Below are 26,718 nucleotides of genomic sequence, written 5' to 3'. Positions count from 1 at the left end.
GGCTCAGTGCTGACGACGGCCGTGGTCGGCCGGGAGGCGGGTCAGGGCGTGGGCACGGGTGGCGACGTCGTCGCGGGACACGCTTCCCTGCTCGTCCAGCACGTCTTCGAGCGCGGCGAGCCAGTGGTCGTAGTAGCTCCATGGCTGGTCCTGTTCGGCCGCGTTCTCCCATTCGCCGATGCGGGCGATGAGCGCGGCCTGGAACCGGTTCCAGGTGAAGACGCCTGCGTCGTGGAGGGTCACGGCCATGCCGAAGGCGCGGCTGTGCCAGGGTTCGGCGAACAGGAGTTCTCCGTTGGCGCGGGGCGGGGCGGCGATCCCGTCGAGGTCGAGTGGTGCGGTCACGGCGCTTCCACCTTCGCGACGCCGACCATGGTGTCGCGGGTGATCAGCGGGACGAGTTCCTGCTCCGTCAGGTGCTCGGTGCCGGCGGGCCGCTCGGGCAGGACCAGCCAGCGCACCTCGCTCGTGGAGTCACGGACGGTGATCTGAACGTCGTCGCCGAGTTCGAGGCCCATCTCGGCGAGCACGGCGCGGGGTTCTTTGACCATGCGGGCGCGGTATGCGGGATCTTTGTACCAGCTCGGCGGCAGGCCCAGTACGGGCCACGGATAGCAGGAGCACAGGGTGCACACCACGACGTTGTGGATGGCGGGGGTGTTCTCGACGACGACGATGTGTTCGCCTTGCGGGCCCCCGAAGCCGAGCTCGTTGATGGCCGCGGTGCCGTCGGTCAGGAGCCGTGCGCGATAGTCGGGGTCGGTCCAGGCCCTGGCGATGACCTTGGCGCCGTTGCGCGGGCCCACGTTGGTCTCGTAATCGGCGATGAACGCGTCCACGACCCTGGGATCGACCAGGCCCCGTTCGGTGAGCAGCTGTTCGAGCGCTGCGGTGCGCAGAGCTGCGGGCGTGCCTCGGTCTGCCCCGTCGGTCGTCATGGGCTGGTCTCCAGGTAGTCCTCGAACAGGTCCACGGTGACGGCGAATCGCTCGGCGTCCTGGCCCCACAGCTCGTGCGATGCGAAGCGTACGGAGTAGACGTGCTGTGGGTGCTCGCCCAGGAAGTGTGCGTGGGTGTCGGGGAAGACGGCGGCGGGCTGGACGACCTCGACGATGCCGGCATGTCCCCGGACGTAGCCGGGCAGGCGGGTGTGCCCGGCGGGTGAGATGTTCTTGGCGCGGACGCGCTGGCCGACCGTGAATGCGGGAGCGGCGTCGACGGTGCGCAGCGAGCCGGGTCCGGCCGGCCAGGCGGGCGCCCGCCCGCGGGGCGGGTTCGGGGGTGCGGTGACAGGTGTGTCGCGCAGGTCGCGGGCTCGGGCCTCGATCTCTCCGGGGGCGAGCACGGCGCCCTCGACGAGCATCAGTTCGGCGGCGTTGAGCCAGCGGCCGAAGTAGCCCTGCTGAAGGTAGTCGGCCGGGTCCAGACGTTCCAGCGCGTGCCGGAAGGCGTCCAGGTTCCGGCCGGACAGCCGGACGGCCAGGATCGTCAGAGCGGTGGCCCGGCCTTGCCAGGGCTCGGCGAAGACCGGTTCATCGGCTCTCGGCGGGTGCACAGGACCCCATCCTGAGGTGCCCCCCATGTCGGCGATGCCATCCACGACGCAGCCCCCGAATGGCTACATAACAGACCAGACACTCGAATCGTATGCCACGTGGGACGTCGCCGCCGCCAGGTACCGCTCAGCAGCACCGCGTACAGCGCCGGCGGGAGGCGGTCTTGCCCGCCGAGCCCTGGCGTTCAGCCCCTGATCTTGTCCACCTGAGCCAGTGCCTGCTGCCGTACGACCTCAGGCAGGGGTGCGAAGTTCACGTCGTCGGCGATGGCCTGGCCGTCATTGAGCAGGTGGGTCAGGAAGCGCTTGGCGAGGTCCGCCTTGGCCACGTCGCCGTAGCTGGTGCGGACCAACAGGTAGCTCAGGGCTGTGATCGGATAAGCGCCGACACCAGGGGCGTCGAGTACGTCGTAGGTCATGTCGCCATGGACCCGGGCCGCTGCCAGTGCCATCATCGCGGCCTCGATCGTCGGCTCGACGAACCGGCCGTCCCTGTTCTGCAACGCGACCGTGGCCAGACCGGCGTCCCTGGCGTCACGCAGGTCCAGGTAGCCGACGGACCCCGCCTGGCGCCCGATCGACGACGCGACGCCCGAGCTGCCCTCGCCCGCCAGCGTGCCGGCGGGCCAGTCGACGGTGTCACCGCTGCGCAACCGCCAGGACGGTGCCGCCCCGTCGAGGTACCTGGTGAAGTTGTCGGTCGTGCCCGATCCGTCGGCGCGGCGCACGACCGTGATGGCCAGGTCCGGCAGGGACGCCCCAGGGTTGTCGGCCGCGATGGCCGGGTCGTTCCACCGTCTGACGTCACGTTGGAAGATCTTGGCGACGGTGTCCGGCCGCAGCCGCAGTCCGTCCAACCCGGCAAGATTGTAGGCGACCGTGATCGGCGCCGCGACCGTCGGGACGCGCACGAACGTGCCCGGCATGATGCCGTCGGCGTCGGTCACGGCGCTGTCGGTGCCCGCGAAATCCGTCAGGTTCTCGGCGAATTCCTTCCTTCCGGCTGCCGAACCGATCGCCTCGTAGCTGACGGTCGCATCGGGGACGACCTGCCGGAAACCTCTGATCAACGCCTGGTAGAAGGCGTCGGGCAGGCTCGCGCCAGAGCCTTCGAACTGCTTGGAGTGGGCGTACGCGTCGGCGAGCGCGGGACTGGACACCCGACCGCAGCCCGCCAGCACCGACTGCGCCAGCAGGAACACGGCCGCCAGCAGCGCCACCACCAGTCGCGACATCACACCGCCTCACCCCGACGACAGGAAGGCAACGGCCGCTCGTCCACATCGCGAGGCCGGCTACACCGAGACCGGCTTCGCGCAGCACAACGCGCCGTCGTGGTCGCACGGGCCGAGTGCCTCCACCATCTCGACTCCATCGTCCGCGCCGCACACCGCAGGTGGCAAGAAACGTCCATCTCGGTCGTAGCTCACCCAGACCGCCTGCAAGGCGGAATACAGGGCAACACGGCCGCGGCCTGACCGCGCTGGGGCCCCGCCCTCCCTGCTGGGACGCCGGCATGGCATTGATAGAACAGCATGGTGCTATGGATTTTCGTCCCGTTGCTCCTCGCCCTGGTCGCCGTCACCGCATACGCGTGGCGGCGTGCCCGGTTCCCGGTCGTCGCGGGTCCGGTCCCGGCACCCGGCTCGCTGACGCTGTCGGAGGTGGCGGTCCTGTCACGCCCGCGTGACCGCGAGCCCGTGGACTCCGCGCTGGCGGTGCTCGATCTGCACGGGCACGTCACGCTCACCGTCCCGGACAAGACCGCGAAAGCAGTGATCACCGGCGCGTACGCACGCCACGGCGGGACGGTTCGACTGCACGGCACCGCCACCCCCACCGACCCGGCTCACGCCGCGATCCTTGCGATCATCGCCGAGCTCGGCGGCGCACGGCCGGTTCAGGTCCGCGACGTCCGCGAACGCGCGCTGACCCGGGCAGAAGTCGGGGCGGCACGCGCACGGCTGATCGACGCCGGGTTGCTCACCCGTCCGGGTGCCGCCTCGACGCTTCGGATCTGCGGTGTCCTACTGGCCCTGGCCGGCGCGGCATTGCCGCTGATGGTGCTGGCGCGGGCCTTCGCGGACGAACTGCCGGAGCCGTTGGGCGAGCTGGTTCGGTCGGTGCCGGGTCTTCCCGCGTTGTTGCTCGGGTGCGCCGCGGTGGCACTGGGATCGTTCGCGTCGGTCGCCGCGAGCGAGGACCGCACAACGGCCGGCACCCGGCTCGCCGGCGCACTCGCGGCGTTGGACGGCTCGGCAGCCGATCCGGTCGCGTTCAGCCTCGCACGGCTGGGCCTGGCTGAGCACCCCGACCAGCGACTGCGCCTCGCTGTGGGAGTCATCCCGCCACCGGCCGACTGAGCCGCCCTGCAAGCCGGCCGCTGGACACCACCTGGCCACTAGCTGGTGATCAGGCCGATCGCTGGTGATCAGACGGCGGCGACACTGACATCGGTGGACTTCACCAGTGCGGTGACCTCTGTGCCGTCGACCAGGCCGAGTTCCTCGGCCGCTTCGCGCGTGACCGCGGCGACCAGCGGCCGGCCGCTCTTCAAGGTCAGCTTCACGGTCGTCATGACCGCCCCGTGCTCCACCGCCGAGACCGTGGCGGGGAACTTGTTCCGGATGCTCAGCTGCCCCACCGGGCCGACCGCCACAGCGACTTCCGTTGCCTTGATCAGTGCGACGGCCGACCCGCCAACCACCTCGACCATGCCTGGCCGGGCTGCGGTCGTAAACCCAGTAAACAAGTAGCCGCAAGGCGGATCCTGACGGTGGCCATCGCCTTGCCGCGGGCGAGATCGACGATCTCGCCGTCGAACTGGTTGCGGATGCTCAACCGCATGACTACCCCGATCGTCACACTTCGACTGCTCAGGGTGTCAACGCCGCGGACGGCCCGACGGTGACGCGTCCGGCGATGGTGGACTACGGCTTGGGCGGACACGTGCTGCCAGCCGCCGTCAGGCGGGACAGCGGTAGTGCCCGGACACCCTCAGCGCGTGCTGCGCGGTGCGAGCACCACGACCGTGGTTTCCCTGGGCCGGCGAGCGGCGTATTCGTCCAGGTTCGCATCGATGGTGCGCCAGCGGTCCCACAGCCGCCGCCTCTCGTCACCTACCGCGGCGCGGGCGGTCACGTGGCGCAACTCCCCGTTGAGTTCCGCCGTCGCGTCCGGGTTGGCGAGCAGGTTGAGCCACCAGGCGGGTTCGGGGGCGCCCCAGCCGTTCATGGCCATCGTGACGAGGTTGGGGCCGTCTTCGTAATAGCCGACCATCACGGCGCGTTCGCGGCCGCTGCGACGCCCCGTGGTGGTCAGCCGCAGGGTGCCCCAGCCACCCGGCTTGGGGCGGGACAGCCCCATGCGTCCGCCGCTGAGGCGGTAGATGCCTCTGTGGATCCGCCACGCCGTGCGGATGACCCACCGGGGCGGAAGCATCGCCCGCGCCATGACAACTCCCGTCAGGTAGTCATGTCAAACATTATTGACATTACGAAGGTAGCCTCAGATCGCCGCCATGTCAAAGAAATCTGACATGGCGGCGATCCGGCAAGGCGCGAAAACGGTCCTGTCATGGAACTGCTCGTTCACCCGATCCCGGCCGATTCCCAGGGCTACGGCTGTCGAGCCGCTCGCTGTGTCGGCTTCCCGGCGACGCCGTCTCGAAGCGCGCCGCGGCTGTTACTGTGCGCGCGTGACAGACGGCGAGCCCGAATCCCGAGGCCGACCAGGCCTGCAAGCCGCCCTGCGCTGGCTGAGTATCGTGGCGGCCATCGCCGGTATCGTCGGCACGGTCGTCACCGTCGCACAGTGGATCGAGTCACGGCCGAACGCCGACCCTCCCGCGGCCGTGGCCCCGAGCGCCACCGGCGCCGCGGCCACCACCGGCATCGCGACCAACGACGACGCCACGATCAAAGTCGGGCTGTGTGTACGCGATGCCGGCGGCGTCGACACCCCTCAGCTGAAGGTCACGCCCTGCGGGCCCGGTGCCTTGCTGGTGCTGGCCAGGATCGAGGAGGACTTCAGCCAGGAGTCCGACGCCGTTGTCGCCTGCCAAGCCCAGGCGCCCGGGTACAGCGACTACCACTTCTCCACGGTGCCCCAGGCTGCGGGAACCCAGGTCGTGTACTGCCTCAAGGAGCAGTGACCCGCGCACCGGCCGACCCGCGGAGATCAAGTATGGTCGGTGTGTGCCCTTGTCGATGGCCGCCCGTGTGGCGCTGATCGCTCTCGGCCTGGCCTGGGTGACGGTGGAGGTGCGCCAGTCGCGCGTGGTCCGCGCCGAGGCGAGCCTCGCCGATCGAGGCAGTCGCCGAGTGGTCGTGCTCGCCATCGGTGCCGGCGTCCTCGCCGCGACCGCGGTCGCCAGGTACGTGCCGGCGGCAGCGATACCGCCGAGCGCGGCGCTCGGCTGGATCGGGTTCGGGCTGCTGGTGACAGGAATGGCGCTGCGGATCTGGAGCATCAGGACACTCGGCAGATACTTCACGTTCACCGTGCAGACCAGCGGCGATCAGGCCGTGATCGCCGCGGGGCCGTACCGCGTCATCCGGCACCCCGGCTACGCCGGACTCCTGCTGGTGAGCGCGGGCATCGGGCTGCTGCTCGCGAACTGGCTGGCCGAGATCGTGGTGATCGCCGCGGCCGCCACCGGGCTGGTCTACCGGATCACGGTCGAGGAGCGGGCGCTGCTGCGCGATCTCGGCCCGGCCTACCGCGAATACGCGGCCACCCGTGCACGGCTGATCCCGTTCCTCTGGTGACCGCCGGAACGACAAGGCTCCTCCGGTCGCCGGTGACTCCTCTGGCGTCCCGTACAAGGTTTCCCCGCGCGAGTGCTGCGGAGCGCCTGCTCGGCGAAAGGAGGCCGCCGCCCCTACCCGGCGAACCTGCCGCTCAGGCCGTGGTGCGGGCGGCTTCGAGGCCCGCGACGATGGCCTCGAGTTGCGGGCGCTTCTCCGCCGACGCGACGAAGCCGACGAACGGTCCGCCCTCGAACGACAGCATCACCGAGACCAACTGCTCGCGCTCGCTGCTGAACAGCCGCACCCGGCGGTCGATGTCCTGCCAGGTCACGCTACGAAACGACGACGACGGCACCCGGGTCTTCGACTGGCCGCCGTGCAGCTTCTCGAACCACTCTCCGTCAAGCACGAGCCGCTCGTTGGACTGACCATCCACAGACAACATCGACGCAGCGTAGCCAACGGATCAAAGCCACGCCATCAACCGGTCAGTAGGCGACCGGCCGCGGAAGGACGATGACGGCGGGCATAGGTCCTTGGTGTCTGCAGTGGGTCGACCTTGGCGATCATGGTGACACCTGCGAACCTCCATGGTCACGTATAGTCGCCGACGCGAGAACGATCTACGTTGAAGGGGAGTTGCCACGTGAACCGTCGTATGGCTGGTGCAGTGATGACCATTGCCGCCGCGGCACTGTTCGGCCTCACGGCCTGCGCCGCTGCCGACGGATCCGGAGGCAGCCCGGCCGCCACGACGGCCGCGCCGGCTGACGCGACCAAGTCCTTCGCCGCCGCGACCGCCGCTCTGACCACCAAGCCCGTCGCCTTCACCATGTCGTTGCCCGGCCAGTTCTCCGCCACCGGTCGGATGGACCCCGAGAATCGGAGGGCCGAGGTCGAGGGCGTCATGACCATGGGCGGCAAGAACTCCGACATCCACCTCATCGCCATCGGCGACGACGTCTGGCTGAAGATGAGTGGGATGAAGAAGCTGTCGAACGGGAAATGGATGCACACGACTGCGGATCGGGTCAAAGGCAGCACGTTCGACATCGCCAACCCCACGAACCCCGGCGGGATCATGAACCTGATCAACGCGGTGGTCCAGGTGGAGCCCAGCGGCGCGACCGGCTTCCGGGGACATCTCGACATGACGAAGTCGCCGACCGCCAACCCGAACCTGTCCGGCGCCCTCGCCGAGAAGCTCAGCGCCGTGCCGTTCACGGCGACCACCGACACCGACGGCAACCTTGCCGGCATCCGCATCGACATGAGCGCGTTCGCGCCCGGTGTGACCATGAGCGCGACCTACCAGTACGGCCGGCCCGTCGACGTGACCGCGCCGCCCGCGAGCGACGTCATGCCGATGCCCGCCGAACTGCTGGCGGGCTCCTGACCCACTCCTCGACGTCGGTGCACGCAACGGCGAAGCGGCTGTGGCGCGGGCTGCGATGGCACCGTAGACCGCCCGGCGGGCATGACGTGAGCGGGCAATCAGGACGAACCAGATTCAAAAGGCAAGCAGGATCCGCACATCAACCAGGTGATCATGTTCGGCTGGGTCAGCCTCGCGCCACGTATCCCAGCCGTCACCGCGTTCGGTGCGCTCGACCACCCGTGAGCAGTCCAGGCACTGCCGAAACTCGCGAGTGAGGATCGTCCCGTCCTCGCGACGGCTGCTCGATCCGACCGACTGCGCCGACAGCGCACTGCCGCACAGGGGGCATCGTTCGTGGGGGTCAGGCTGCGGTGCCGCCTTGGCCGGTTTCGGCTCAGACGCCCATCGTCCAGGCGGCAGCAGCGCCGAAAGGCGGGGCAGTCGCTCGGGAACACGCTCGGCGTCGTCGGCATCGGGTTCCGAGTCCCGCCGCCGAACGTCGCCAGACACGACCGCCTCTTCGCGGGCATCGAGGGCTTCCCAGAAGGCGTCCTCGTCGCCGCCGCTGATCCGGGCATACGCCGACGACGCCGCGAAGAGCAGGTCTTCGCTGGCGAGCGACATCCGCTCAGCACGACCCGCTGCGATGTCGATGACGACAGGATGCCCGGCCAGGCAGTCGGGGTCGGCGATGATCTGCTCTACGGTCCGACGCCCCAACCCGACAAGACCAGCCCGGAACGAGGAGAAGAAGTCGTCGGAGATGTAGCCGGTGATGAGTTGGCACGCGACGGCCACCTCCCAGGTGTCCAGCCGCGCGGTCACATCGTCGAGGACCTCGTCGAAGTCGAGGATCTCATCGCGCGACATCGCCGTCAGCCGCACGATCAGCGCTTCGGCAACCGCGTCGGTGTCGAACGGACCTGTCGCGGCACCCGCGTCGTCACGGGCCTGATCCACGATCCCCCAGAACTCATTGATCTCCACCGCGACAGTATGCCAACCTCTCCAGCTGCTCGTGGTCCACGCGTGGCTGGTGCGGGCACCCCGCCGTTCAGCGGGCAAAATCGCGACGGGCACCGAGCCGATGCGCGATGGTTGTCAGGTGGAGATGCACTTCAGCAGAGGTCCCCGAGCCGGACGTGGCGACCATACGCCGCACCTGCGGAAGGCTCTCGACGGTTCAGTCACCAGCTTCGCACTTCGGCAAGGGTAGGTCGGTTCTCGTGGAGGTCGACTGGGGCGGCTACACGCCGCTCGCTCTGACGCATGGCGAAGTCGCCTACGGTGACCTGACCAGGTCACAGGCGATGGGCGCGTGTAGGCCGACGCGTACCGCGTGTTGTCCGGCGACGGAGACATGCCGGATTTCCTGGTACGGATGCCGGCAACGGAACTCGCGAAGGTTTGGCAGGCAGACTCGCCCCCGGCGGCAACGGCACAGAACACATGCTGCACGTCAATAAATCGAACGTACTCGCTGTCAAATACCGTCGGCTGCCAGTTCTCCCGAACGCGCCGATGTCCCGCTGAGCTCGAACGAGGGTCGTGCCCAGCGGGATTCTTCCGGTCCGGGTGCGGTCAGCAGAACGGCAGCGGGAACAGGTGTACGCAGGCGCGCTGGATGTCGGCGGTCAGCGCGGGCGCACCGTCCACGGGTGCGGGGTCTTCGGGTGTCGGCTGGATCCCGCCGGCGGCGATCGCGTCCAGTGCGGCCATCCCGGCTTCGTCGATGGTGCCGAAGACGGTGTAGTTGGGCCGCAGGATCGAGTCGGCGTAGACCAGGAAGAACTGGCTGCCGTTGGTGTCGGGTCCGGCGTTGGCCATCGCCAGGGTGCCGCGCGGGTAGTAGACGCGGTCGGGCCGGTCGGGCACGGGCGGCAGGTCGGTGGGCAGTTCGTCCTTGTACTGGTAGCCGGGGCCACCGTTGCCGGTGCCGGACGGGTCTCCGCACTGCAGCACCTTGAGCGTCGGGTACGCCGTCAGCCGGTGGCAGTTGGTGCCGTTGTAGAAACGGTGCAGGATCAGATGCTCGAAGCTCTGCACGGTGCAGGGCGCCTTGGCGGCGTCCAGCGTGATCATGATCTTGCCGTGGCTGGTCTTGAGCACGACGTGGGTGTTCCAGGTCTGCTGGTGTCGCGGATCGAAGGGCAGCCCGACCGGCCGGGCCGGCGGATCGTCGGGTGTCTCGGCGTACTGGCAGGGGCCTTTGGTGGTCCGGGGCGCCGGGTCGGCCATGGCAGGGGTGGCGGTGGCCGTGGCGGCGAGCAGGCCGGCGACGAGTCCGGTGATGGTGAACCGGATCAAATGGGTTCGCATATTGAAAGATATACATTAGATCATTCGGTTCAGCAGTTCGGGAGCACCACGCCGCACACGTCCCGAATCGGAACCGAATGGCATGGAACCGATTCGGGTTCTCGTGCGCCAGGCAGGATGTGCAGGTGGATGAGGTACGACAGCGTGCCCCCGGCGATGTGTACGCCCACGAATACCCAGGGCTGGTACGCCCGGATCCCGCCCCTGCCGCACGACTTCGGCCACGCCGGCGGCTGACCCGCACGGAATGCCGCAACGGGGCTGAAACATCCCGAAAGCTATGTTCATGCCACAGGGAGTCGGCTTCATCGCGCTGAACCGCGCCCGCGGCAGCGGCCTGACCTCAGGATTATGGTGATGGCGTAGAGCAGCTTCGCGCTGTTCTACGCGGCGGCATTCCACGACCCAGTCGGTACCCGACTGCCACGCTCGTCAACGTCCTGCGCCGAAGGGTGGACGCCCATGTCGAGCACGCCTTCGGCCTCGGCCGGACGGGAGAGGCGCCGATTCGCGTGGACCGTGATCCTGGGGATCATCGCGTTCACGGCGACTGCGGGACTGCTGGTCGAGCTTGGCCCACGTCCACGTCCGGCGATGTATGGGGCGCTGTGCGTGCTGTACATGGCGAACGCCCTGGGCTCGCTTCAACAGGCCCGGCGCAGCACGCCCACGGATCCCCGCACCCGCGCCTTCTGGCGTTGGGCGGCGATCGGCGGCACGTTCCTGACGGCCGGGTCGATCGTGCAGATACTGCCCGGGCTGGGCGCCTGGCCCGACGCGCCGACGCCGATGCTGATCACCAAGGCGCTGGCGACAGCGGGCTTCGCGGCTGTGACATGGCCCATGCTGGCCTGGCCCCTGAACGTGGCCGGACGCCAGCGGCTCCGTATCGGCCTGGACGCGGCCACCGTGATGTGCAGCGTTGCCGTGTTCACCTGGGCACTCGCCCACAGCACCGGAGCACGGCCGGTCGACGAGGTCGACCTGCTGTTGACGCTGCTGGCCAGCGGCGTGCTGGTGGCTTCGGCATTCGCGATGGTGCGGCTGATCCTCAGCGGGTCGGCTCCGTTCACCCCCGCGACCGCCGCCACCGGCACGTCGGCGCTGCTCCTGCTGTCCATCGGCATCGCCACCGATGGGCTGACCGGCCCCCAGCCCGACACGCGGCTGTTGTTCACCTTGAAACTGGTCTCGGGGGCGCTGCTCGCGATCACGCCTCAGGTCGAGCAGCTCACGCACACTGTCGGCCGCCCGCTGACGCCGCCACGGCGGATCAGCGCCACGCTGCCGTACCTCGCCGTGGCGGCCGCCCAGGTGCTGCTGATCGTGCAGCTCTGGCGGGATGGACTGACCCGCGCGACCTGGGGTGTCATCGCTGGGATGGCGCTGATCACCGCGCTGGTCACGGTGCGGCAGAAGATCACCACGACGGACAACGAGCGCCTGATCGACCAGCTCGACACGACCATGACCACGCTCAGCGCGCAGGAACGGCGCTTCCGCGCACTGGTGCAGAACACCTCCGACGTGACGCTGGTCGTCGACCGCGCGGGCGACATCGCCTACGCCAGCCCGTCGGCCTGTACCGTGCTGGGCATCTCGCCGCAGGAAGCGCAAGGCAGACCCGCGCGCGACGTGCTGACGGCCCGCCATCCCGACGGCACCCGGGAGTGGCTGACCCCCCTCTACGGCCGGTCCGCCCAGCGCGACGACCTTCAGGTGCGGCTGCACGACGGCACCCGGGAGTGGCTGACCCCCCTCTACGGCCGGTCCGCCCAGCGCGACGACCTTCAGGTGCGGCTGCACGACGGCACCCTCAAGCACCTTGAACTGATCTCCACGAACATGCTGGAAGACCCGTCGGTCGGCGGGATCGTGATCAACCTGCGGGATGTCTCCGAAGCCAAGGACCTTCAGCGACGGCTGCGCCACCAGGCGACCCATGACAGCCTCACCGGCCTGGCCAACCGCGCACTGCTCAACGAACAGCTCGGCGACGACGACCAGGCCCAGGGCAGCAACGCCGTGCTGCTGCTCGACCTCGACGGCTTCAAGGAGGTCAACGACCGGTTCGGCCATCACGTCGGTGACCGGCTGCTGATGGCCGTCGCGCAGCGGCTGCGGCAGCTGGTGCGCCACGACAACCTGGTCGCGCGGCTCGGCGGCGACGAGTTCGTCGTCCTGCTGCGCGACAGCACGGCCGACACCGCCGTGCGCACGGCCACCCGGCTGCTCGAAGGGGTGGGCCGCACGGCCTGCCGCGACGGCGACAGCACCGTGCAGGCGCAGACCAGCATCGGCGTCGCCGTCGGCACCGACACCGCGTTCGACACCCTGCTGCGGCAGGCGGACGAGGCGATGTACCAGGCAAAGCGCAACGGTTCCGGAGTGTCCCTGTACACGGGTGCCGACGGCTCGACCCCGCCCACCTGACCACTGCGCCCGGGGCGCTCCCGGCTGGTCAGCCGCCGACGTGGATGCCGGGCCGCCGGGCCGGATCGCGTTCGCTCTGCCGCAGGATCTCACGTACCACCGGCGGGGTGTCGCCGCGGCCGAGCAGCAGATACCGGAACAGGTGAGTAAGCGGCGAGCCCTCGGACCACTCGAAGTAGCAGTGCGGGCGTACGCCGGTGGTGTCACGCAGGGTGAGCAGGATCGCGGCGATGGCGTTGGGAGCGGCCGGCGCGGCCGCGCGCAGCACACGATGGTTGCCGACCTGCACACCGGTCACGTGCAGCACATTGGTGAACTGCGACGGGTCGACGACGTCGATCTCCAGGAACATGACGTCGGCCCCGCCCGGCACCGGATTCATGCCGCGCTGCTCGGCCTCCTTGGCCGCGTACTCGCCGACGTCGCCGGACTGGCGGCGGTTGGCGATGAGGTTGATGGCGCCGTCGTAGTCCAGGGTCTCGGTGACGAACTGCCGGGCGCGGGTGTCGAACTCGATGTGCTCGACGCGCAGCTCGGTGGTGCGGGTGATGCGCGAGATCAGGGAGATCACCACCATCGCGGCGATGAACATGGCCGAGATGGCGATGCCGTCGGGCTTCTCGTGGATGTTCTCACCGAGGGCGTACAGCAGGATCAGGGTGAGCACGGCGAAGCCGGTCGTGGCCTTGCGGCGGCGGTGCCGCCAGGCGGAGATCGTGACGGCGATGCTGCCGGAGACCATCATCGCCAGGATGCCGGTGGCGTACGCCCCGGCCTGCGCCTCGACGTCGGCCCTGAAGGCGATGGTCACGCCGATGCAGACGGCCGTGTAGACCAGCACCACCGGCCGCACGGCGCGACCCCATTCGGGGGCCATGCCGTACGAGGGCAGGTAGCGGGGCACGATGTTGATCAGACCGGCCATCGCCGACGCGCCGGCGAACCACAGGATCAGGATGGTGCTGATGTCGTAGACCGTGCCGAAGCCTTCGCCCAGGTGCTCGTGCGCGAGGTAGGCCAGGGCCCGGCCGTTGGCGGCCCCGCCTTCGGCGAACTGCTCGGCGGGGATGAGCACGGTGGTGACGAAACTGGTGGCCAGCAGGTACACCGACATGATCAGCGCGGCGGCGGTGAGCAGCTTGCGGGTGTTGCCGATCCGGGACACCAGCCTTGCCCGCGCGTCACCGCCGTCAGCCCTGACCAGCGGCATCATGCTCACGCCGGTCTCGAAGCCGGACAGGCCCAGCACCAGCAGCGGGAACGCCAGGATCGCCGGGCCCATCACGCCGCCGAACCCGCCTCCCCCACTGGTCAGCGCACCGGTCCAGCCCGACCACGCGCCCGGTGTGGTGAACACCTCGACGAGCCCGGCCACGACGATGATCGCGTTGAGGCCGAGGAAGACCGCGACCAGCGGGATGGCGACGCCGACGGCTTCGCTGAAGCCCAGCAGGAACACCCCGCCGAGGATGAGCAGCAGGACCACCGTGATGGTCACCGCGTGGCCTTCCAGGAAGTGCGGGGCGAGTGGGTTCTCCAGCAGGTGCACCGAGGCGTCGGCGGCCGACAGGGTGATCGTGATGATCCACGAGGTGGCCACGAAGCCGAGCAGCACCAGCACGAAGACCTTGCCCCGCCAGAACGGCAGCAGGTCCTCCAGCATCGCCACCGAGCCCTGCCCGTGCGGGCTCTCCTTGGCCACCCGCCGGTACATCGGCAGCATGCCCAGCAGCGTCAACGCCACGATCAGCAGCGTCGCCAGCGGCGACAGCGCCCCGGCGGCGGTCGCCGCGATCGCGGGCAGGTACGCCAGGGTGGAGAAGTAGTCGACGCCGGTCAGGCACATGACCTTCCACCACGACTGCGGCTTGGCGTGGCTCTCGTCGGCCTCCGGCCCGACCGGCTGCACGCGGTGCTGCAGCAGCCAGCCGGTGAACCGGCCGTGCGGCTTCGGGGCGGGCCCCGGCGCTCCGACGGTCGCCGGGATGGCGTATTCGATCACCTGTTGCTGTGCCGGGTTGCCCATGACCTTCCGATGCCCTCGCCGAATCCTGTGTCGAGCCTCGGCAACGATAGGGCCTTTCCCGACCCCCTGAGCGTCAAAATTTCGTCAAGACCTGCCGCAACGGCCGCGGCCCCGCCCCGGCGGCTGACGCGGGGCGGGGTCCGGTGGGCGGTGCCCGTGGTCGGTCAGGCGGCGTCGCGGGCCAGGACGTCGTCGAGGGTCTCCCGGCGTACCAGCTCGTGTGCCTGCCCGTCGTGGACGGCGAGCAGCGGCGGTCGGCCGACCAGGTCGTAGTTGGAGGCCAGCGGGAAGTGGTACGCCCCGCAGCCCGGCACGGCCAGCAGGTCGCCGGGGCGCAGGTCGCCGGGCAGCGGCTCGTCGCGTACGAGCAGGTCGCCGGGTTCGTCGTGGCGGCCGACGACGGTGGTCGGGCACAGCGGCGCCTGGCTGGCACGGCCGGTCAGCACGGCGGTGTAGCGGGCTCCGTACAGGGCCGGGCGGGGGTTGTCGGACAGGCCGCCGTCGACGGCGACGATCTGGTGGCCGTCCTCGTGCCGCACGGCGGTGACCCGGTACAGGGCCACACCGGCGCGGGCGACGATGGCCCGGCCGGGGGTCACCGACAGGCGCGGTTTGGCGATGGCGCGGCGGTCGCATTCCAGTGCCAGCCGCCGGCGCATCCGGGCGGCGAACGGGTCGACGGGCAGCGTCGGGTCGTGCTCGGTGTGGGCGACGGCGAACCCGCCGCCGATGTTCAGCTCCTCGATCCGCACACCGTGGGCGCGGCCCAGCTCGGCAGCCGTGGCGACCAGTTGGGCGACGGCGTGTTCGTAGCCGCCGAACTGGGCCAGCTGCGAGCCGAGGTAGACGTCGAGGCCGACCAGGTCCAGCAGCGGCTCGTCGGTGATGGCTGCGACGAGTTCGGCCAGTTCGCCGCTGGCGACCGGTGCGCCGAAGCGCTCCTGCGCCGCCCAGGGGGCCCGGCCGAAGCCGAGCTGGGCGGGCAGCACCCGCAGGATCACCTGCTGGCGGCGCGGGCGGCGGGTGCGGGTGAGCCGCTGCACGTCGGCCAGCGATTCGACCACGACTCTGCCGTCGCCGCCGGTCTCGACCTGCCCGTGGGCGATGATGCGGTCGGGGGCGATGCCGAGGGTCCGGGCGAGGTTCCACTGCCCCTGGGAGTACACGGCCAGGCCGAGTCCTGCTTCGGCGACCCAGCGCAGCAGGCCACGGCACATGAGCGCCTTGGCGGCGTAGTAGACCTGGGCGGGGCCGAACGCGGCGGCGTAGGCGGCGCAGCGTTCGCGTACGTCGGCTTCGTCAAGGATGTAGGCGGGGGTGCCGTACTCCTCCTCGATGAGGGTGAGGGGCACGCCGCCGATGGCCAGGCCGCCGCGGCCGAGGGTGGTGGTCAGCGGCCACAGGCCGCGGTCGAGCTGCCGGGGCGGCAGCGACGAGCGCAGGGACGGGATCACGTCGGCGAGGGTCATCGCCACTCACCTCGCCGAAGCGATGAAGCGGGCTCCGCCGGAGCCGAGGGTGCGGTTGTCACGTCTCCCATGACAGCCGCCGCGGCACCCGCCTGCCAAGGATCTTGACGGGATGCGTACGCCGCGCGGCCGATTCTTGACGCGGATCCGGCTGCGGCCCGCCGCCGGCGGCTCACGCGGGCAGTTCCTCGGCGGGCACGAACCGGTAGCCCATGCCCGGTTCGGTCAGCAGCTGGCGGGGGTGGGCGGGGTCGGCTTCGAGTTTGCGGCGCAGCTGGGCCATGTACTGGCGCAGGTAGTTGGTCTCGGTGGCGTACTGCGGCCCCCAGATGTCGTGCAACAGCTGCCGCTGGCTGACGAGTTTGCCGGGGTTGCGGACCAGCGCGGCCAACAGCTGCCACTCGGTCGGGGTGAGCCGGATGTCGCCGCCGCGGATCTGGTGGTCGGCGACGTCGAGTTCGAACCTGCCGACGCGCACGAACCGCCGCGACTCCGGCGCGGCGCCGTGGCGGCGGGTCGCGGCGCGGATGCGGGCCAGCAGCTCGTCGACGCCGAAGGGTTTGGTGACGTAGTCGTCGGCTCCGGCGTCGAGGGCTTCGACCTTGTCGTCGCTGCCGGTGCGGCCGGACAGCACGATGATCGGCGTCGCCGACCAGCCGCGTAGGCCCCGGATGACCTCGACGCCGTCCATGTCGGGCAGGCCGAGATCGAGCACGACCACGTCGGGCAGGTACGAGCCCGCGGCCCGCAGCGCTGTGGCCCCGTCGCCGGCGAGCTCGACGTCGTAGCCGCGGGCTTTGAGGTTGATGCGTAGCGCGCGCAGGATCTGCGGTTCGTCGTCGACGATGAGGACCTTCGTCATCGGGTGGCCTGTTCTGGTTCGTGGGCGGTGGTGGCGGGCGTCGGGTCGGCGGTGGGCAGGGACAGCACCATGGTCAGCCCGCCGCCGGGGGTCACCTCGGGGATCAGTGTGCCGTCCATGGCTTCGCTGAGGCCGCGGGCCAGGGCCAGGCCGAGGCCGACCCCGGTGTCGTTGCTGCGGTCGCCCAGGCGCTGGAACGGCAGGAACACCCGTTCCCAGTCGGCTTCGGGTATGCCGGGGCCGTGGTCGACGATGCGCAGCTCGACCCGGCCGCCGTGGGCGCTGGCCTTGACCAGCGGCGGATGGCCGGACGGGCTGTGGCGCAGCGCGTTGCCGATGACGTTGACCAGGACCCGTTCCAGCAGGCCGGGGTCGGCGGTGACGGCGGGCAGGTCGGCGGGGATGCGCATCCGCACGCCGCGGCCCGCGTCGCCGAACTCGTCGAGAGCGTGCGGGACCACGTCCTCGACGCCCATGGGGCGCGGTGACACGCCGAGCACCCCGGCCTGCAGGCGGCTCATGTCGAGCAGGTTCTCGACCAAGCGGTGGAGCCGGTCGAGGGATTCGGCGGCGGTGGCCAGCAACTCGGCGCGGTCCTGCTCGTCGAAGTCGACCTGGCCGCCGGCGAGGCTGTCGACGGCGGCTTTGGCCGAGGCGAGGGGGGTGCGCAGGTCGTGGCTGACCGCGGCCAGCAGCGCGGTGCGCATCCGGTCGGCCTCGGCCAGGGGCACGGCCGCGGCGGCCTGCTCGGCGAGGCGTTCGTGTTGCAGCGCGAGTGCGGCCTGGGAGGCGAAGGCCTCCAGGATGCGCCGGTCGGCGGCGGCCAGCGCCTTGCCGCGCAGCACGAGGGTGAGGTCGTCGCTGACGGGCACGTCGGTGTCGGCCTCGCCGGGCGCGAACGACGGCTTGCCTCCGACGGTGGCCACGACGCGCCAGGCGGCGGGATCGTGGCGGCGTTCGGGACCGCGGCCGACGCCTTCGCGGGCTTCCAGCAGCGTGACCGACGCGAGGCCGAAGGTCTCCTGCAGGCGCTGCAGCAGCGCGGTCAGCGGCCGGTCGCCGCGCAGGACGCTGCCGGCGACGGTGGCCAGGGTCTGGGCTTCGGCTCCGGCCTGGGCGGCTTCGCGGCTGCGGCGGGCCGCGGCGTCCACGGTCGCGCTCACCGCGATCGCGACGACCAGGAACACGCCCAGGGCCAGCAGGTTCTCCCGGTCGGTGATGGTCCACTGCCTTATCGGCGGGGTGAAGAAGTAGTTGAGCAGCGCGGAGGCGCCCAGTGCGGCGACGATCGCCGGCCACATGCCGCCGACCAGTGCGATGGCGACGACAGCGGCCAGGTACAGCAGGATGTCGGTGCCCAGGTTCAGGTCCTCGAACTGGTACAGCGCCACGGTCAGCAGTGGAAGGCCGAGCAGCGTCAGCGCGTATCCGGCCAGGCGGCGGCTGACCGACAGGGCGCTGCCCTCCCCGCCGACGGTGCGCCCGCGGCCGGCTTCGGCGTGGGTGACCAGGTGCACGTCGATGGACCCGGACTCGGCGGTGGTGGTGACACCGACGCCGCGGGACAGGATCTGCGCGAAGCGCCCGCGGCGGCTGGCGCCGAGCACGAGCTGGGTGGCGTTGACGCCGCGGGCGAAGTCCAGCAGCGCCCGGGGCACGTCGCCGCCGACGACCTGGTGGTAGGTGCCGCCCATGCTCTCGACGAGGATGCGCTGCTTGGCCAGCAGCGCCGGGTCGGCTCCGGCCAGGCCGTCGCTGCGGGCGACGTGCACGGCGAGCAGGTCGGCGCCGCGGGCCCGGTCGGCGATGCGGGCCGCGCGGCGGATCATCGTCTCGCCTTCGGGGCCGCCGGTCAGCGCGACGACGACACGTTCGCGCGCCTCCCACGTCGTGTCGATCCGGTGTTCGGTCCGGTACCGGTCGAGCTGCTCGTCGACCTTGTCGGCCAGCCACAGCAGCGCCAGCTCGCGCAGCGCGGTGAGGTTGCCGACGCGGAAGTAGTTGCCCAGCGCGGCGTCGATCTTCTCGGGCCGGTAGACGTTGCCGTGGGCCATGCGCCGGCGCAGCGCCTCGGGGGTCATGTCGATGAGCTCGACCTGCTCGGCGCGGCGGACGACCTCGTCGGGCACGGTCTCGCGCTGCGGCACCCCGGTGATGGTCTGCACGACGTCGTTGAGCGACTCCAGGTGCTGGATGTTGAGGGTGGACAGCACGTGGATGCCGGCGTCGAGCAGTTCGTTGATGTCCTGCCAGCGCTTGGCGTTGCGGCAGCCGGGCACGTTGGTGTGGGCGAGCTCGTCGACGAGCACGACCTCGGGGCGGCGGGCGAGGATCGCGTCGACGTCCATCTCGGTGAACGTCGCGCCGCGGTAGCCGATCGTGCGCCGGGGCACGAGTTCGAGTTCGCCGAGCATGTGCAGGGTGTGTTTGCGCCCGTGCGTCTCGACGAAGCCGACGACGACGTCGGTGCCGCGCTCGCGGCGGCGGTGCGCCTCTTCGAGGGCGGCGTAGGTCTTGCCGACGCCGGGGGCGGCGCCGAGGTAGATGCGCAGCTGGCCTCGCGTCATCTGCGGTCCTCTCTGCGGGTGCGGCCGGGCGGCCGGGTGACCTTGGGGGGTCACCCGGCCGCCCGGGACCGTCGGGGTTCGCGGTTACCCGCGGTCCAGGGCCAGGTTGAGTTCCAGGACATTGACGCCGGGTTCGCCGATGAACCCGAGGACCCGTCCGGTGGTGTGCTCGTCGATCAGGGCGTCGACCTTCTCGACGGGCAGGCCGCGGGCGGCGGCGACGCGCTTGGCCTGCAGCTTGGCGTACTCGACGCTGATGTGCGGGTCGAGGCTGCTGCCACTGGCGGTGACCGCGTCGGCCGGGACCGGCGAGGCCTGCGGCGCGTCGCCCCGCACCGGGACGAGCACGCCCTTGCTGTAGTCCTCGCCGAACTTGGCGCACTCCACATTCACGCCCTGGTAGGTGGCGATGAACGGGGTGGCGGGGCAGGCCTGGTTGACGCTGACGGCGCGGGTGACCTTGCCGGACAGGCCGCCGGTGTAGAAGACGCGCAGGACCGCGCCGACGCCGTCGGACGTGCAGTAGGGCCGGGCGCCGCTGACGCCTTCCAGCTCGCCCACGGCTTTGCTACGGGCGCAGACCTGGGTGAGCAGGGCCTGCTTGCTGCCGTCGCCCTCTTCGGAGTTCGGGTCGAGGGCCGGGTCGCCGAGGGTGTCCTCGATGCTCTCCGGGCCGAGGTTGGACGCGGCGGTGGCGTCGGGGTCGTATCCGGACGCCGACGGGCGGCTCTGGAAGTACTTGGCCACCGGGTTGCCGTCGGCGTCGGTGAACGACTGGCCGATCAGCGAACTGCCGACGGGCTTGCCGTTCACCTCGACCACGGAGCCGTTCGCGTGCCCGCGCAGCCCGGGGAGCTGGGCGACGCCGGTGACGACCAGCGGGTAGGCCAGCCCGAGCACGACGGTGAACAGCAGCACGGCCCGCAGTGCGGCCAGGTGCTGGGAGATCCAACCGGGTATACGCATGTCAGCCGATCCCTGGGATGAGCGAGATGATCATGTCGATGATCTTGATTCCGATGAAGGGTGCGACGATGCCGCCGAGGCCGTAGACCCACAGGTTGCGGGTCAGCAGCTTGCTCGCGCTGGACGGCGTGTAGCGCACGCCGCGCAGCGACAGCGGGATCAGCGCGATGATGATCAGCGCGTTGAAGATGACCGCGGACAGGATGGCGGACTCGGGACTGGACAGCCGCATGATGTTGAGCGCGTCCAGGCTCGGGTACACCACCGCGAACATCGCCGGGATGATCGCGAAGTACTTCGCGATGTCGTTGGCGATCGAGAACGTGGTCAGCGCACCCCGGGTGATCAGCAACTGCTTGCCGATCTCGACGATCTCGATCAGCTTGGTCGGGTCGCTGTCGAGGTCGACCATGTTGCCGGCCTCCTTCGCGGCCGACGTGCCGGTGTTCATCGCCACGCCGACGTCGGCCTGGGCGAGGGCCGGGGCGTCGTTGGTGCCGTCGCCGGTCATCGCGACCAGGCGGCCGCCCTCCTGCTCCTTGCGGATCAGGGCGAGCTTGTCCTCCGGCGTCGCCTCGGCCAGGAAGTCGTCCACCCCGGCCTCGTCGGCGATCGCCTTGGCGGTCAGCGGGTTGTCACCCGTGATCATCACGGTGCGGATGCCCATGCGGCGCATCTCGTCGAACCGCTCGCGCATCCCGGACTTGACGACGTCCTTGAGGTGGATCACGCCCAGCGCGCGGGCAGGCTGCCCGGCGACCAGTTCGGCGACCACCAGCGGCGTGCCGCCCTGGCCGGAGATGGCGTCCACGGCCGGGCCGACGTCGTCGGAGGGGTGGCCGCCGTTGTCGCGTACCCACTTCATCACCGCCGACGACGCACCCTTGCGCACCTGCCGGGTCTGCCCGTCCTCGGCCAGGTCGACACCGGACATGCGGGTCTGCGCGGTGAACGGGATGAACGTGGCGTGCGGCATCAGGCCCTCTTCCCGGGCCCGCAGACCGTACTGCTCCTTGGCCAGCACCACGATCGAACGGCCCTCCGGCGTCTCGTCGGCCAGGCTCGACAGCTGCGCCGCGTCGGCCAGCGCCTGCTCGGACACCCCCGCGGCGGGCAGGAACTGCCACGCCTGGCGGTTGCCCAGGGTGATCGTGCCGGTCTTGTCCAGCAGCAGCGTGCTGACGTCGCCGGCCGCCTCCACGGCCCGGCCGCTCATGGCCAGCACATTGCGCTGCACCAGGCGGTCCATGCCGGCGATGCCGATCGCCGACAGCAGCGCCCCGATCGTCGTCGGGATGAGGCAGACCAGCAGCGAGACGAGCACGATGCCGCTGATGCCGTCCGGGCCGAACGAGGCCGTGTCCGGGGCGGCGCCCTGCCAGGCCTTGGCGTAGATCGCCATCGGCTGCAGGGTGACCACCGCCAGCAGGAAGATGATCGTCAACGCCGCCAGCAGGATGTTGAGCGCGATCTCGTTCGGGGTCTTCTGCCGGTTCGCCCCCTCGACCAGGGCGATCATCCGGTCGATGAAGCTCTCCCCCGGCTTCTGGGTGATACGCACGACGATCCGGTCGGACAGCACCTTGGTGCCGCCGGTGACCGCACTGCGGTCCCCGCCGGACTCCCGGATGACCGGGGCCGACTCGCCGGTGATCGCCGACTCGTCGACGCTGGCGATGCCCTCGACGACGTCGCCGTCACCGGGGATCACCTGGCCGGCCTCGACGACCACGACGTCGCCCTGGGCCAGCGCCGACGCCGCCACCGACTCCTCGCGGTACTGCGTCGCCGCCGCACCCTCCGACCAGCTGATCAGGCGGCGGGCCATGGTGTCCTTCTTGGCGTTGCGCAGCGTCGCCGCCTGGGCCTTGCCCCGGCCTTCGGCGACCGCTTCGGCCAGGTTGGCGAAGACGACCGTGAGCCAGAGCCAGATCGTGATCGCCCAGGAGAACCCCGACGGCTTCGTGATCGCCAGTAGGGTGGTGAACACCGCGCCGACCTCGACGATCAGCATGACCGGGTTTCGCCACAGCGTCGCCGGGTTCAGCTTGCGCAGCGCGTCGGGCAGCGACTTCCACAGCTGCCTGGGGTCCAGCAGCCCGCCGCCGACCTTGCGCGACTGCTGCCGCGGGTTCGGGGTCGCCACCGATGTGACAGTCATTTCTTTTCCTTGTCTTGTCTTCTCGTGGCCGCTCACAGGCCCTCGGCCAGCGGGCCGAGCGCGAGCGCGGGCAGGAAGGTGAGGGCCACCAGGATCACCACGACGCCGACGACCATGCCGATGAACAGCGGCTTGTGGGTCGGCAGCGTCCCGGCCGAGGCGGGCACGGGGCTCTGCTTGGCCAGCGAGCCGGCCAGGCCGAGCACGAAGATGATCGGCAGGAACCGTCCGAGCAGCATGGCCAGCCCGGTGGCGGTGTCCCACCAGGGGGTGTTGACAGTGATGCCGGCGAACGCGGAGCCGTTGTTGTTGGCCGCCGAGGTGAACGCGTACACGACCTCGGAGAAGCCGTGCGGGCCCACGTTGAGCTGGGTCTGCCAGTTGCCGGTCGCCATCGCCGCGGCCACGCCGATCAGCACCAGCGTGGGTGTGATCAGGAAGTACAGCGACGCGAACTTGATCTCGCGGGCGCCGATCTTCTTGCCCACGTACTCGGGCGTGCGGCCGACCATCAGGCCCGCGACGAACACCGTGATCACGGCGAGGATCAGCATGCCGTACAGGCCCGAGCCGACGCCGCCGGGCGCGACCTCGCCGAGCATCATGTTGACGATCGGCATCATGCCGCCCAGCGCGGTGTACGAGTCGTGGAACGAGTTCACCGCACCCGTCGACGTCAGCGTCGTCGCCGCGGCGAACGTCGCCGAGTCCGACAGGCCGAACCGGACGTCCTTGCCCTCCATCGCCGCGCCGACCGCCTGCGGCACCGTGCCCGCGCCGTTCAGCTCGAAGACGTTGGTCAGGGCGACGCTCGCGACCGCGATGACCGCCATGACGGCCAGGATCGCGTAGCCCTGCCGGTTGTCGCCGACCATGCGGCCGAACACCCGCGGCAGCGCGAACGGGATGCAGAGCAGCAGGAAGATCTCCAGCCAGTTCGTCCACGTCGTCGGGTTCTCGAACGGGTGCGCCGAGTTGACGTTGTAGAAGCCGCCGCCGTTGGTGCCCAGCTCCTTGATGACCTCCTGGCTGGCCACCGGCCCGCCGGTCAGGTGCTGATCCGCGCCGGTCAGCGTGGTGGCCATCGTGCCGTCGCCGAGGCTCTGCACCACGCCGCCGATGATCAGCAGCACCGCGCCGACGACCGCGATCGGCAGCAGGATGCGCAGCGTGATCCGGGTCAGGTCGACCCAGAAGTTGCCCAGCCGATCGGACTTGCGCCGGGCGAACCCGCGCACCAGCGCCACCGCCACCGCGATGCCGACGGCCGCGGAGACGAAGTTCTGCACCGCCAGGCCGGCCATCTGCACCAGGTGGGTCATCGTCGACTCACCGGAGTACGCCTGCCAGTTGGTGTTGGTCACGAAACTGACCGCGGTGTTCCACGCCAGGTGCGGGAACATCCGCTCGTCGATGGTGGCCGCGAAGTCCGGGACCTTGAAGATCACGTCCTGCAGGCGCAGGAACGCGTACAGGAACAGGATCGAGATCAGCGAGAACGCCAGGACGCTGCGGGCGTACACGCCCCAGGACTGCTCGGCGTGGGGGTCCACGCCGAGGACCTTGTAGATGCCGCGCTCGACGCGGCCGTGCCGTTCCGCGGCGACCACGCGGAACATGTAGTCGCCGAGGTAGCGGTACGCGACCGCCAGCGCGACGATGAGCGAGAGGATGAACAGCACTCCCGCTGTTGCCGTTGTCATGTCAGACAGCTCTTTCCGGGAGTCAGAACTTCTCAGGGAACAGCAGCGCGAAGACCAGGAAGACCGCCAGCACGCAGGCGATCACCAGGCCGACCAGATTGGCTGTCACAGTCGCTCCACTCCCCGTACGACGAGAGCGAGCACTGCGAACAGACCCACCGTCAGCAGCACGTAAGCCAGATCGGCCACCGCGTGCCTCCTTTTGAGCTAGTTTCGGAGTTTTGCTCATATTGTGTCCGCTTCGGCGGGTGCCGGGATGGCGGAACGGGCCAATCAAACTGCACGAAAATCCGCTGGTGAGGGTTCTTGACGCCATCCATACGGCCGCAGGCGCTTTCTTTACGCGCGTTTGACGGCGGCGTATCCGCGCTCACAGCGGCCGGGGCCGGACCGGTTCGCCGAGCGCGGCCAAGGCCTGCTCGGGGTGGTCCAGGCTCACCGTGACGGTCCGGGCGGAACTGAGCACCAGCTGCAGCGCCGGGCCGGGGCGCAGCACATGGCGGCCGTCCGGCGGCGCCGTCAGCCACCACGACGCACCGGCCCGCGCCGGACCGGCATCGACGGTCCGGACCTCGTGAATCGCGTCGACGGCCACGATCGTGGTGTGCATCGGCACCGGCCAGCTGCACACCCGCATCTCGTGCTCGTCGATGTGGACCACGACCCGCCACCTGGTCAACGCCGAGACGGCGAACTTGGCTGCCAGGTACAGGGCCAGCACAGCGGCGGTGATCACGTAGGCGCGGGCGGGCACACCGACGCGAGGCATGATGGCGTCGACCAGGACGACCGCGGCCAAGGCCAGCCCCGCCACCGCCGCCAGCGCCAGGCCCGCGGAACGGGCCGCGCTCGCCGTGCCGCGCCAGGCGGGTTGCTGGACGCTCATACGCCCGGGTTCTGCTCCGCGACCGGGCGCGGGGCAGGCCGCCGCCCGGCCAAACCCGTCACCTCCGGTTCAGCGGCGGCGTTGTCGCGGACGTGGCGCAGCCAGCGCTGCCCCAGCCCCAGGCCGAGCGCCACGGCGAACACCGACAGGTTCCACCAGGTGGCGGTGCCGTCGAAGGACAGCTCCCCGTACCGGTTGACGATGAATCCGTTGAACAGGCCGAAGCCGAGCAGTGCGGTGACCAGGCTCGCACGTGTGTCGGCGACGGTCGCGGCGTAGCCGCCGACGGCCAGCGCGACGATGAGCAGCTGTTCGGTCTCGTTCGCGGTGAGGGTGGCGGCCAGGATGGTCGCGGCGGTCATCGCGGCCGCGCCGATGCCGACGCTGACGCCGAACGGCGTCCGCGGCCGGGCCCGGTCGTCGGACCGAGCCGGGCGCGGCGTGGCTGCTGCCGGCGGCGTGGACGGATGCCGCCGCGGGCGGACGGTCCCGCCGACCGTATCCGTGCGCCGGGTCGTGTCGGTTCTCATCCGAACACCGCGACCAGCGTGATGACCGCGACGAGGACGGTGAGTTGGATGATCAGCACCGTTCGGGCCGCGGCTCGGTCGGCCGGGCTCGCGTCCGCCGACATGGCCTGGCCGAGATAGTGCCGTCTGGTATAGCGAGGGTCCATGTCTTGCACGCTGCTGCGCCGATCAGCGACCTGGAAGGGGCTTTGACGTGATCCTGACGGCGGCGAGGTCAATCACGACGCGGTCTTGACGGCACGACGCTGCGGCGACGGTCGAACAACCCAGCCGCGCCTGTCAGCCGGCCGCGGCGGCGGGCCCGGCGGACGCGGGCTCAGGGACCGACGTGGATGCGAGGTCGGTGGGCCGGGTCGGGTTCGGCGTTGCGCAGCACGGCCACGGTGACGGCGGCCAGGTGCCCGGAGCCCAGCAGTAGGAACCTGATCAGGCTGCGGCGGTGCCCCTCGGTGGGCCAGGCGAAGTCCGCGCGCGGCGCGACGGCGTGGACGTCGCGCAGGTGCAACAGCACGGCCGCGATCGTCTTGCCGGGTGCGCCGCCCCGCACAGCGAGCACGGCGAAGCCGTGCTCGTCACGGCCCCGCACCTCGATGACACCTCGCCGCGCGGTCGGTCCGGCGAACTCCAGGAACACGGCCTGCCCGCCGGTCACCATCAGGCCGGTTCCAGGTGCCGCCTGATGCGCGTGCGGGGTGGGAGCGGTGGCGATGACACGCAGTGTGCGCTCGGCGGTGGTGGCCGAGGTGACGATGTCGCGGGCGGCGCAATCGAGCACGACCGGGTCGCGGCTGGGGATGAACGCATGGAACCGCGTGGCCAGCAGCACCGCCAGTACGGTACCCACCACAGGCGCCAGAGCCGCCAGAATGATCATCCCACCGGTACCCGTTCTTCCCTCGATCATTTCCGGATCACGGTGGCCTGCGCACGAGCTTCCGGGAAGCGGCTTTGACGGTATCGCTACGGCGGCGGCCGCATTCTTGACGCGACGTTGATGTTTGCGCGCACCCCCGCGCCGGAAGGCGTATGGATTTCGTCAAGATTCCGGCGTCCACCCGGCACGATCCGGGCATGCTCGGGGTAATAGGGACGCATCCGGCCCGGCAGCGATG

The 26,718-nt window shown here is 70.2% G+C and carries 26 protein-coding genes; 5 read left to right on the top strand and 21 right to left on the bottom strand.

Annotated elements, in window-relative coordinates:
• Positions 1-3 precede the first annotated feature (3 nt).
• From AB0B35_RS20705 to pstS, 4 genes are all read right to left on the bottom strand, one after another.
• A complete protein-coding gene (locus AB0B35_RS20705; RefSeq protein ID WP_361047771.1) occupies positions 4-345 on the bottom strand; it encodes a nitrile hydratase accessory protein in 342 nt (113 codons plus the stop codon).
• Positions 342-938, bottom strand: a complete 597-nt coding sequence (nthA, locus tag AB0B35_RS20700) for a nitrile hydratase subunit alpha (RefSeq protein WP_361047768.1) — start codon at positions 936-938, stop codon at positions 342-344. Before nthA ends, AB0B35_RS20705 begins: the two co-directional genes overlap by 4 nt.
• Positions 935-1,600, bottom strand: coding sequence for a nitrile hydratase subunit beta (gene nthB / locus AB0B35_RS20695; protein ID WP_361047765.1), 666 nt, complete (start codon positions 1,598-1,600; stop codon positions 935-937). Before nthB ends, nthA begins: the two co-directional genes overlap by 4 nt.
• Positions 1,601-1,740: 140 nt before the next feature.
• Positions 1,741-2,790, bottom strand: a complete 1,050-nt coding sequence (gene pstS / locus AB0B35_RS20690) for a phosphate ABC transporter substrate-binding protein PstS (protein ID WP_361047763.1) — start codon at positions 2,788-2,790, stop codon at positions 1,741-1,743.
• Positions 2,791-3,090: 300 nt separating this feature from the next.
• Here pstS and AB0B35_RS20685 point away from each other — a divergent pair, with 300 nt between their 5' ends.
• The gene (locus AB0B35_RS20685; RefSeq protein ID WP_361047759.1) at positions 3,091-3,918 is read left to right on the top strand and encodes a hypothetical protein; all 828 of its coding nucleotides are present in this window, start codon (positions 3,091-3,093) and stop codon (positions 3,916-3,918) included.
• 68 nt (positions 3,919-3,986) lie between these two features.
• Here the strand turns inward: AB0B35_RS20685 and AB0B35_RS20680 are convergent, their stop codons facing one another.
• Positions 3,987-4,271, bottom strand: coding sequence for a TOBE domain-containing protein (locus AB0B35_RS20680; protein WP_361047756.1), 285 nt, complete (start codon positions 4,269-4,271; stop codon positions 3,987-3,989).
• A gap of 281 nt (positions 4,272-4,552) precedes the next feature.
• Entirely contained in the window at positions 4,553-5,008 is a 456-nt protein-coding gene (locus AB0B35_RS20675; RefSeq protein WP_361047753.1) for a nitroreductase/quinone reductase family protein, read from the bottom strand.
• Positions 5,009-5,252: 244 nt separating this feature from the next.
• Between AB0B35_RS20675 and AB0B35_RS20670 the strand changes: the two genes are divergently transcribed.
• Complete coding sequence (locus AB0B35_RS20670) at positions 5,253-5,708, top strand: hypothetical protein (protein ID WP_361047750.1); 456 nt, start codon at positions 5,253-5,255, stop codon at positions 5,706-5,708.
• A 43-nt stretch (positions 5,709-5,751) separates the two neighbouring features.
• The gene (locus tag AB0B35_RS20665; protein WP_361047748.1) at positions 5,752-6,324 is read left to right on the top strand and encodes an isoprenylcysteine carboxylmethyltransferase family protein; all 573 of its coding nucleotides are present in this window, start codon (positions 5,752-5,754) and stop codon (positions 6,322-6,324) included.
• Positions 6,325-6,457: 133 nt separating this feature from the next.
• Here AB0B35_RS20665 and AB0B35_RS20660 read toward each other — a convergent pair whose 3' ends face one another.
• Positions 6,458-6,751 (bottom strand): hypothetical protein, encoded by a 294-nt coding sequence (locus AB0B35_RS20660; RefSeq protein ID WP_361047745.1) that lies wholly within the window; start codon positions 6,749-6,751, stop codon positions 6,458-6,460.
• Positions 6,752-6,979: 228 nt separating this feature from the next.
• Between AB0B35_RS20660 and AB0B35_RS20655 the strand changes: the two genes are divergently transcribed.
• Entirely contained in the window at positions 6,980-7,702 is a 723-nt protein-coding gene (locus tag AB0B35_RS20655) for a hypothetical protein (RefSeq protein ID WP_361047742.1), read from the top strand.
• Positions 7,703-7,816: 114 nt separating this feature from the next.
• On the opposite strand, the gene AB0B35_RS20650 is transcribed toward AB0B35_RS20655, so the two are convergent.
• Both AB0B35_RS20650 and AB0B35_RS20645 read right to left on the bottom strand, forming a co-directional pair.
• A complete protein-coding gene (locus AB0B35_RS20650) occupies positions 7,817-8,671 on the bottom strand; it encodes a DUF4240 domain-containing protein (RefSeq protein WP_361047739.1) in 855 nt (284 codons plus the stop codon).
• Between the two features lie 594 nt (positions 8,672-9,265).
• A complete protein-coding gene (locus tag AB0B35_RS20645) occupies positions 9,266-9,922 on the bottom strand; it encodes a peptidylprolyl isomerase (protein ID WP_361047895.1) in 657 nt (218 codons plus the stop codon).
• Positions 9,923-10,624: 702 nt separating this feature from the next.
• Here AB0B35_RS20645 and AB0B35_RS20640 point away from each other — a divergent pair.
• The gene (locus AB0B35_RS20640) at positions 10,625-12,436 is read left to right on the top strand and encodes a sensor domain-containing diguanylate cyclase (protein ID WP_361047893.1); all 1,812 of its coding nucleotides are present in this window, start codon (positions 10,625-10,627) and stop codon (positions 12,434-12,436) included.
• Positions 12,437-12,464: 28 nt separating this feature from the next.
• On the opposite strand, the gene AB0B35_RS20635 is transcribed toward AB0B35_RS20640, so the two are convergent.
• The 12 genes from AB0B35_RS20635 to AB0B35_RS20580 all read right to left on the bottom strand — a co-directional run bounded on the left by AB0B35_RS20635 (position 12,465) and on the right by AB0B35_RS20580 (position 26,450).
• Positions 12,465-14,462, bottom strand: a complete 1,998-nt coding sequence (locus AB0B35_RS20635; RefSeq protein WP_361047737.1) for an amino acid transporter — start codon at positions 14,460-14,462, stop codon at positions 12,465-12,467.
• A gap of 164 nt (positions 14,463-14,626) precedes the next feature.
• Entirely contained in the window at positions 14,627-15,931 is a 1,305-nt protein-coding gene (locus tag AB0B35_RS20630; RefSeq protein WP_361047735.1) for a diaminopimelate decarboxylase, read from the bottom strand.
• 172 nt (positions 15,932-16,103) lie between these two features.
• A complete protein-coding gene (locus AB0B35_RS20625; RefSeq protein WP_361047733.1) occupies positions 16,104-16,793 on the bottom strand; it encodes a response regulator in 690 nt (229 codons plus the stop codon).
• A complete protein-coding gene (locus AB0B35_RS20620; RefSeq protein ID WP_361047729.1) occupies positions 16,790-19,360 on the bottom strand; it encodes a DUF4118 domain-containing protein in 2,571 nt (856 codons plus the stop codon). Before AB0B35_RS20620 ends, AB0B35_RS20625 begins: the two co-directional genes overlap by 4 nt.
• Positions 19,361-19,444: 84 nt before the next feature.
• Positions 19,445-20,326, bottom strand: coding sequence for a potassium-transporting ATPase subunit C (locus AB0B35_RS20615; RefSeq protein ID WP_361047727.1), 882 nt, complete (start codon positions 20,324-20,326; stop codon positions 19,445-19,447).
• A gap of 1 nt (position 20,327) precedes the next feature.
• A complete protein-coding gene (kdpB, locus tag AB0B35_RS20610) occupies positions 20,328-22,487 on the bottom strand; it encodes a potassium-transporting ATPase subunit KdpB (protein ID WP_361047725.1) in 2,160 nt (719 codons plus the stop codon).
• A gap of 32 nt (positions 22,488-22,519) precedes the next feature.
• Entirely contained in the window at positions 22,520-24,190 is a 1,671-nt protein-coding gene (gene kdpA / locus AB0B35_RS20605) for a potassium-transporting ATPase subunit KdpA (protein WP_361047723.1), read from the bottom strand.
• A gap of 22 nt (positions 24,191-24,212) precedes the next feature.
• Complete coding sequence (locus AB0B35_RS20600; protein ID WP_361047720.1) at positions 24,213-24,419, bottom strand: potassium-transporting ATPase subunit F; 207 nt, start codon at positions 24,417-24,419, stop codon at positions 24,213-24,215.
• Positions 24,420-24,560: 141 nt separating this feature from the next.
• Positions 24,561-25,076 carry a hypothetical protein gene (locus AB0B35_RS20595; protein ID WP_361047718.1) on the bottom strand — a complete coding sequence of 172 codons (516 nt, stop codon included), beginning with the start codon at positions 25,074-25,076 and terminating at the stop codon, positions 24,561-24,563.
• The gene (locus tag AB0B35_RS20590; RefSeq protein ID WP_361047716.1) at positions 25,073-25,606 is read right to left on the bottom strand and encodes a DUF4118 domain-containing protein; all 534 of its coding nucleotides are present in this window, start codon (positions 25,604-25,606) and stop codon (positions 25,073-25,075) included. The genes AB0B35_RS20595 and AB0B35_RS20590 overlap by 4 nt, the downstream gene beginning before the upstream one ends.
• Positions 25,603-25,752 carry a hypothetical protein gene (locus AB0B35_RS20585; protein ID WP_361047714.1) on the bottom strand — a complete coding sequence of 50 codons (150 nt, stop codon included), beginning with the start codon at positions 25,750-25,752 and terminating at the stop codon, positions 25,603-25,605. Before AB0B35_RS20585 ends, AB0B35_RS20590 begins: the two co-directional genes overlap by 4 nt.
• Before the next feature lie 170 nt (positions 25,753-25,922).
• Positions 25,923-26,450 (bottom strand): hypothetical protein, encoded by a 528-nt coding sequence (locus AB0B35_RS20580; RefSeq protein ID WP_361047712.1) that lies wholly within the window; start codon positions 26,448-26,450, stop codon positions 25,923-25,925.
• Positions 26,451-26,718: the final 268 nt, after the last annotated feature.

This window comes from Catellatospora sp. NPDC049133 (assembly GCF_040648455.1).
GTDB lineage: Bacteria > Actinomycetota > Actinomycetes > Mycobacteriales > Micromonosporaceae > Catellatospora > Catellatospora aurea.
The sequence above is the reverse complement of the archived record's forward strand: the minus strand, read 5'-3'. Positions and strand labels throughout refer to the sequence as shown.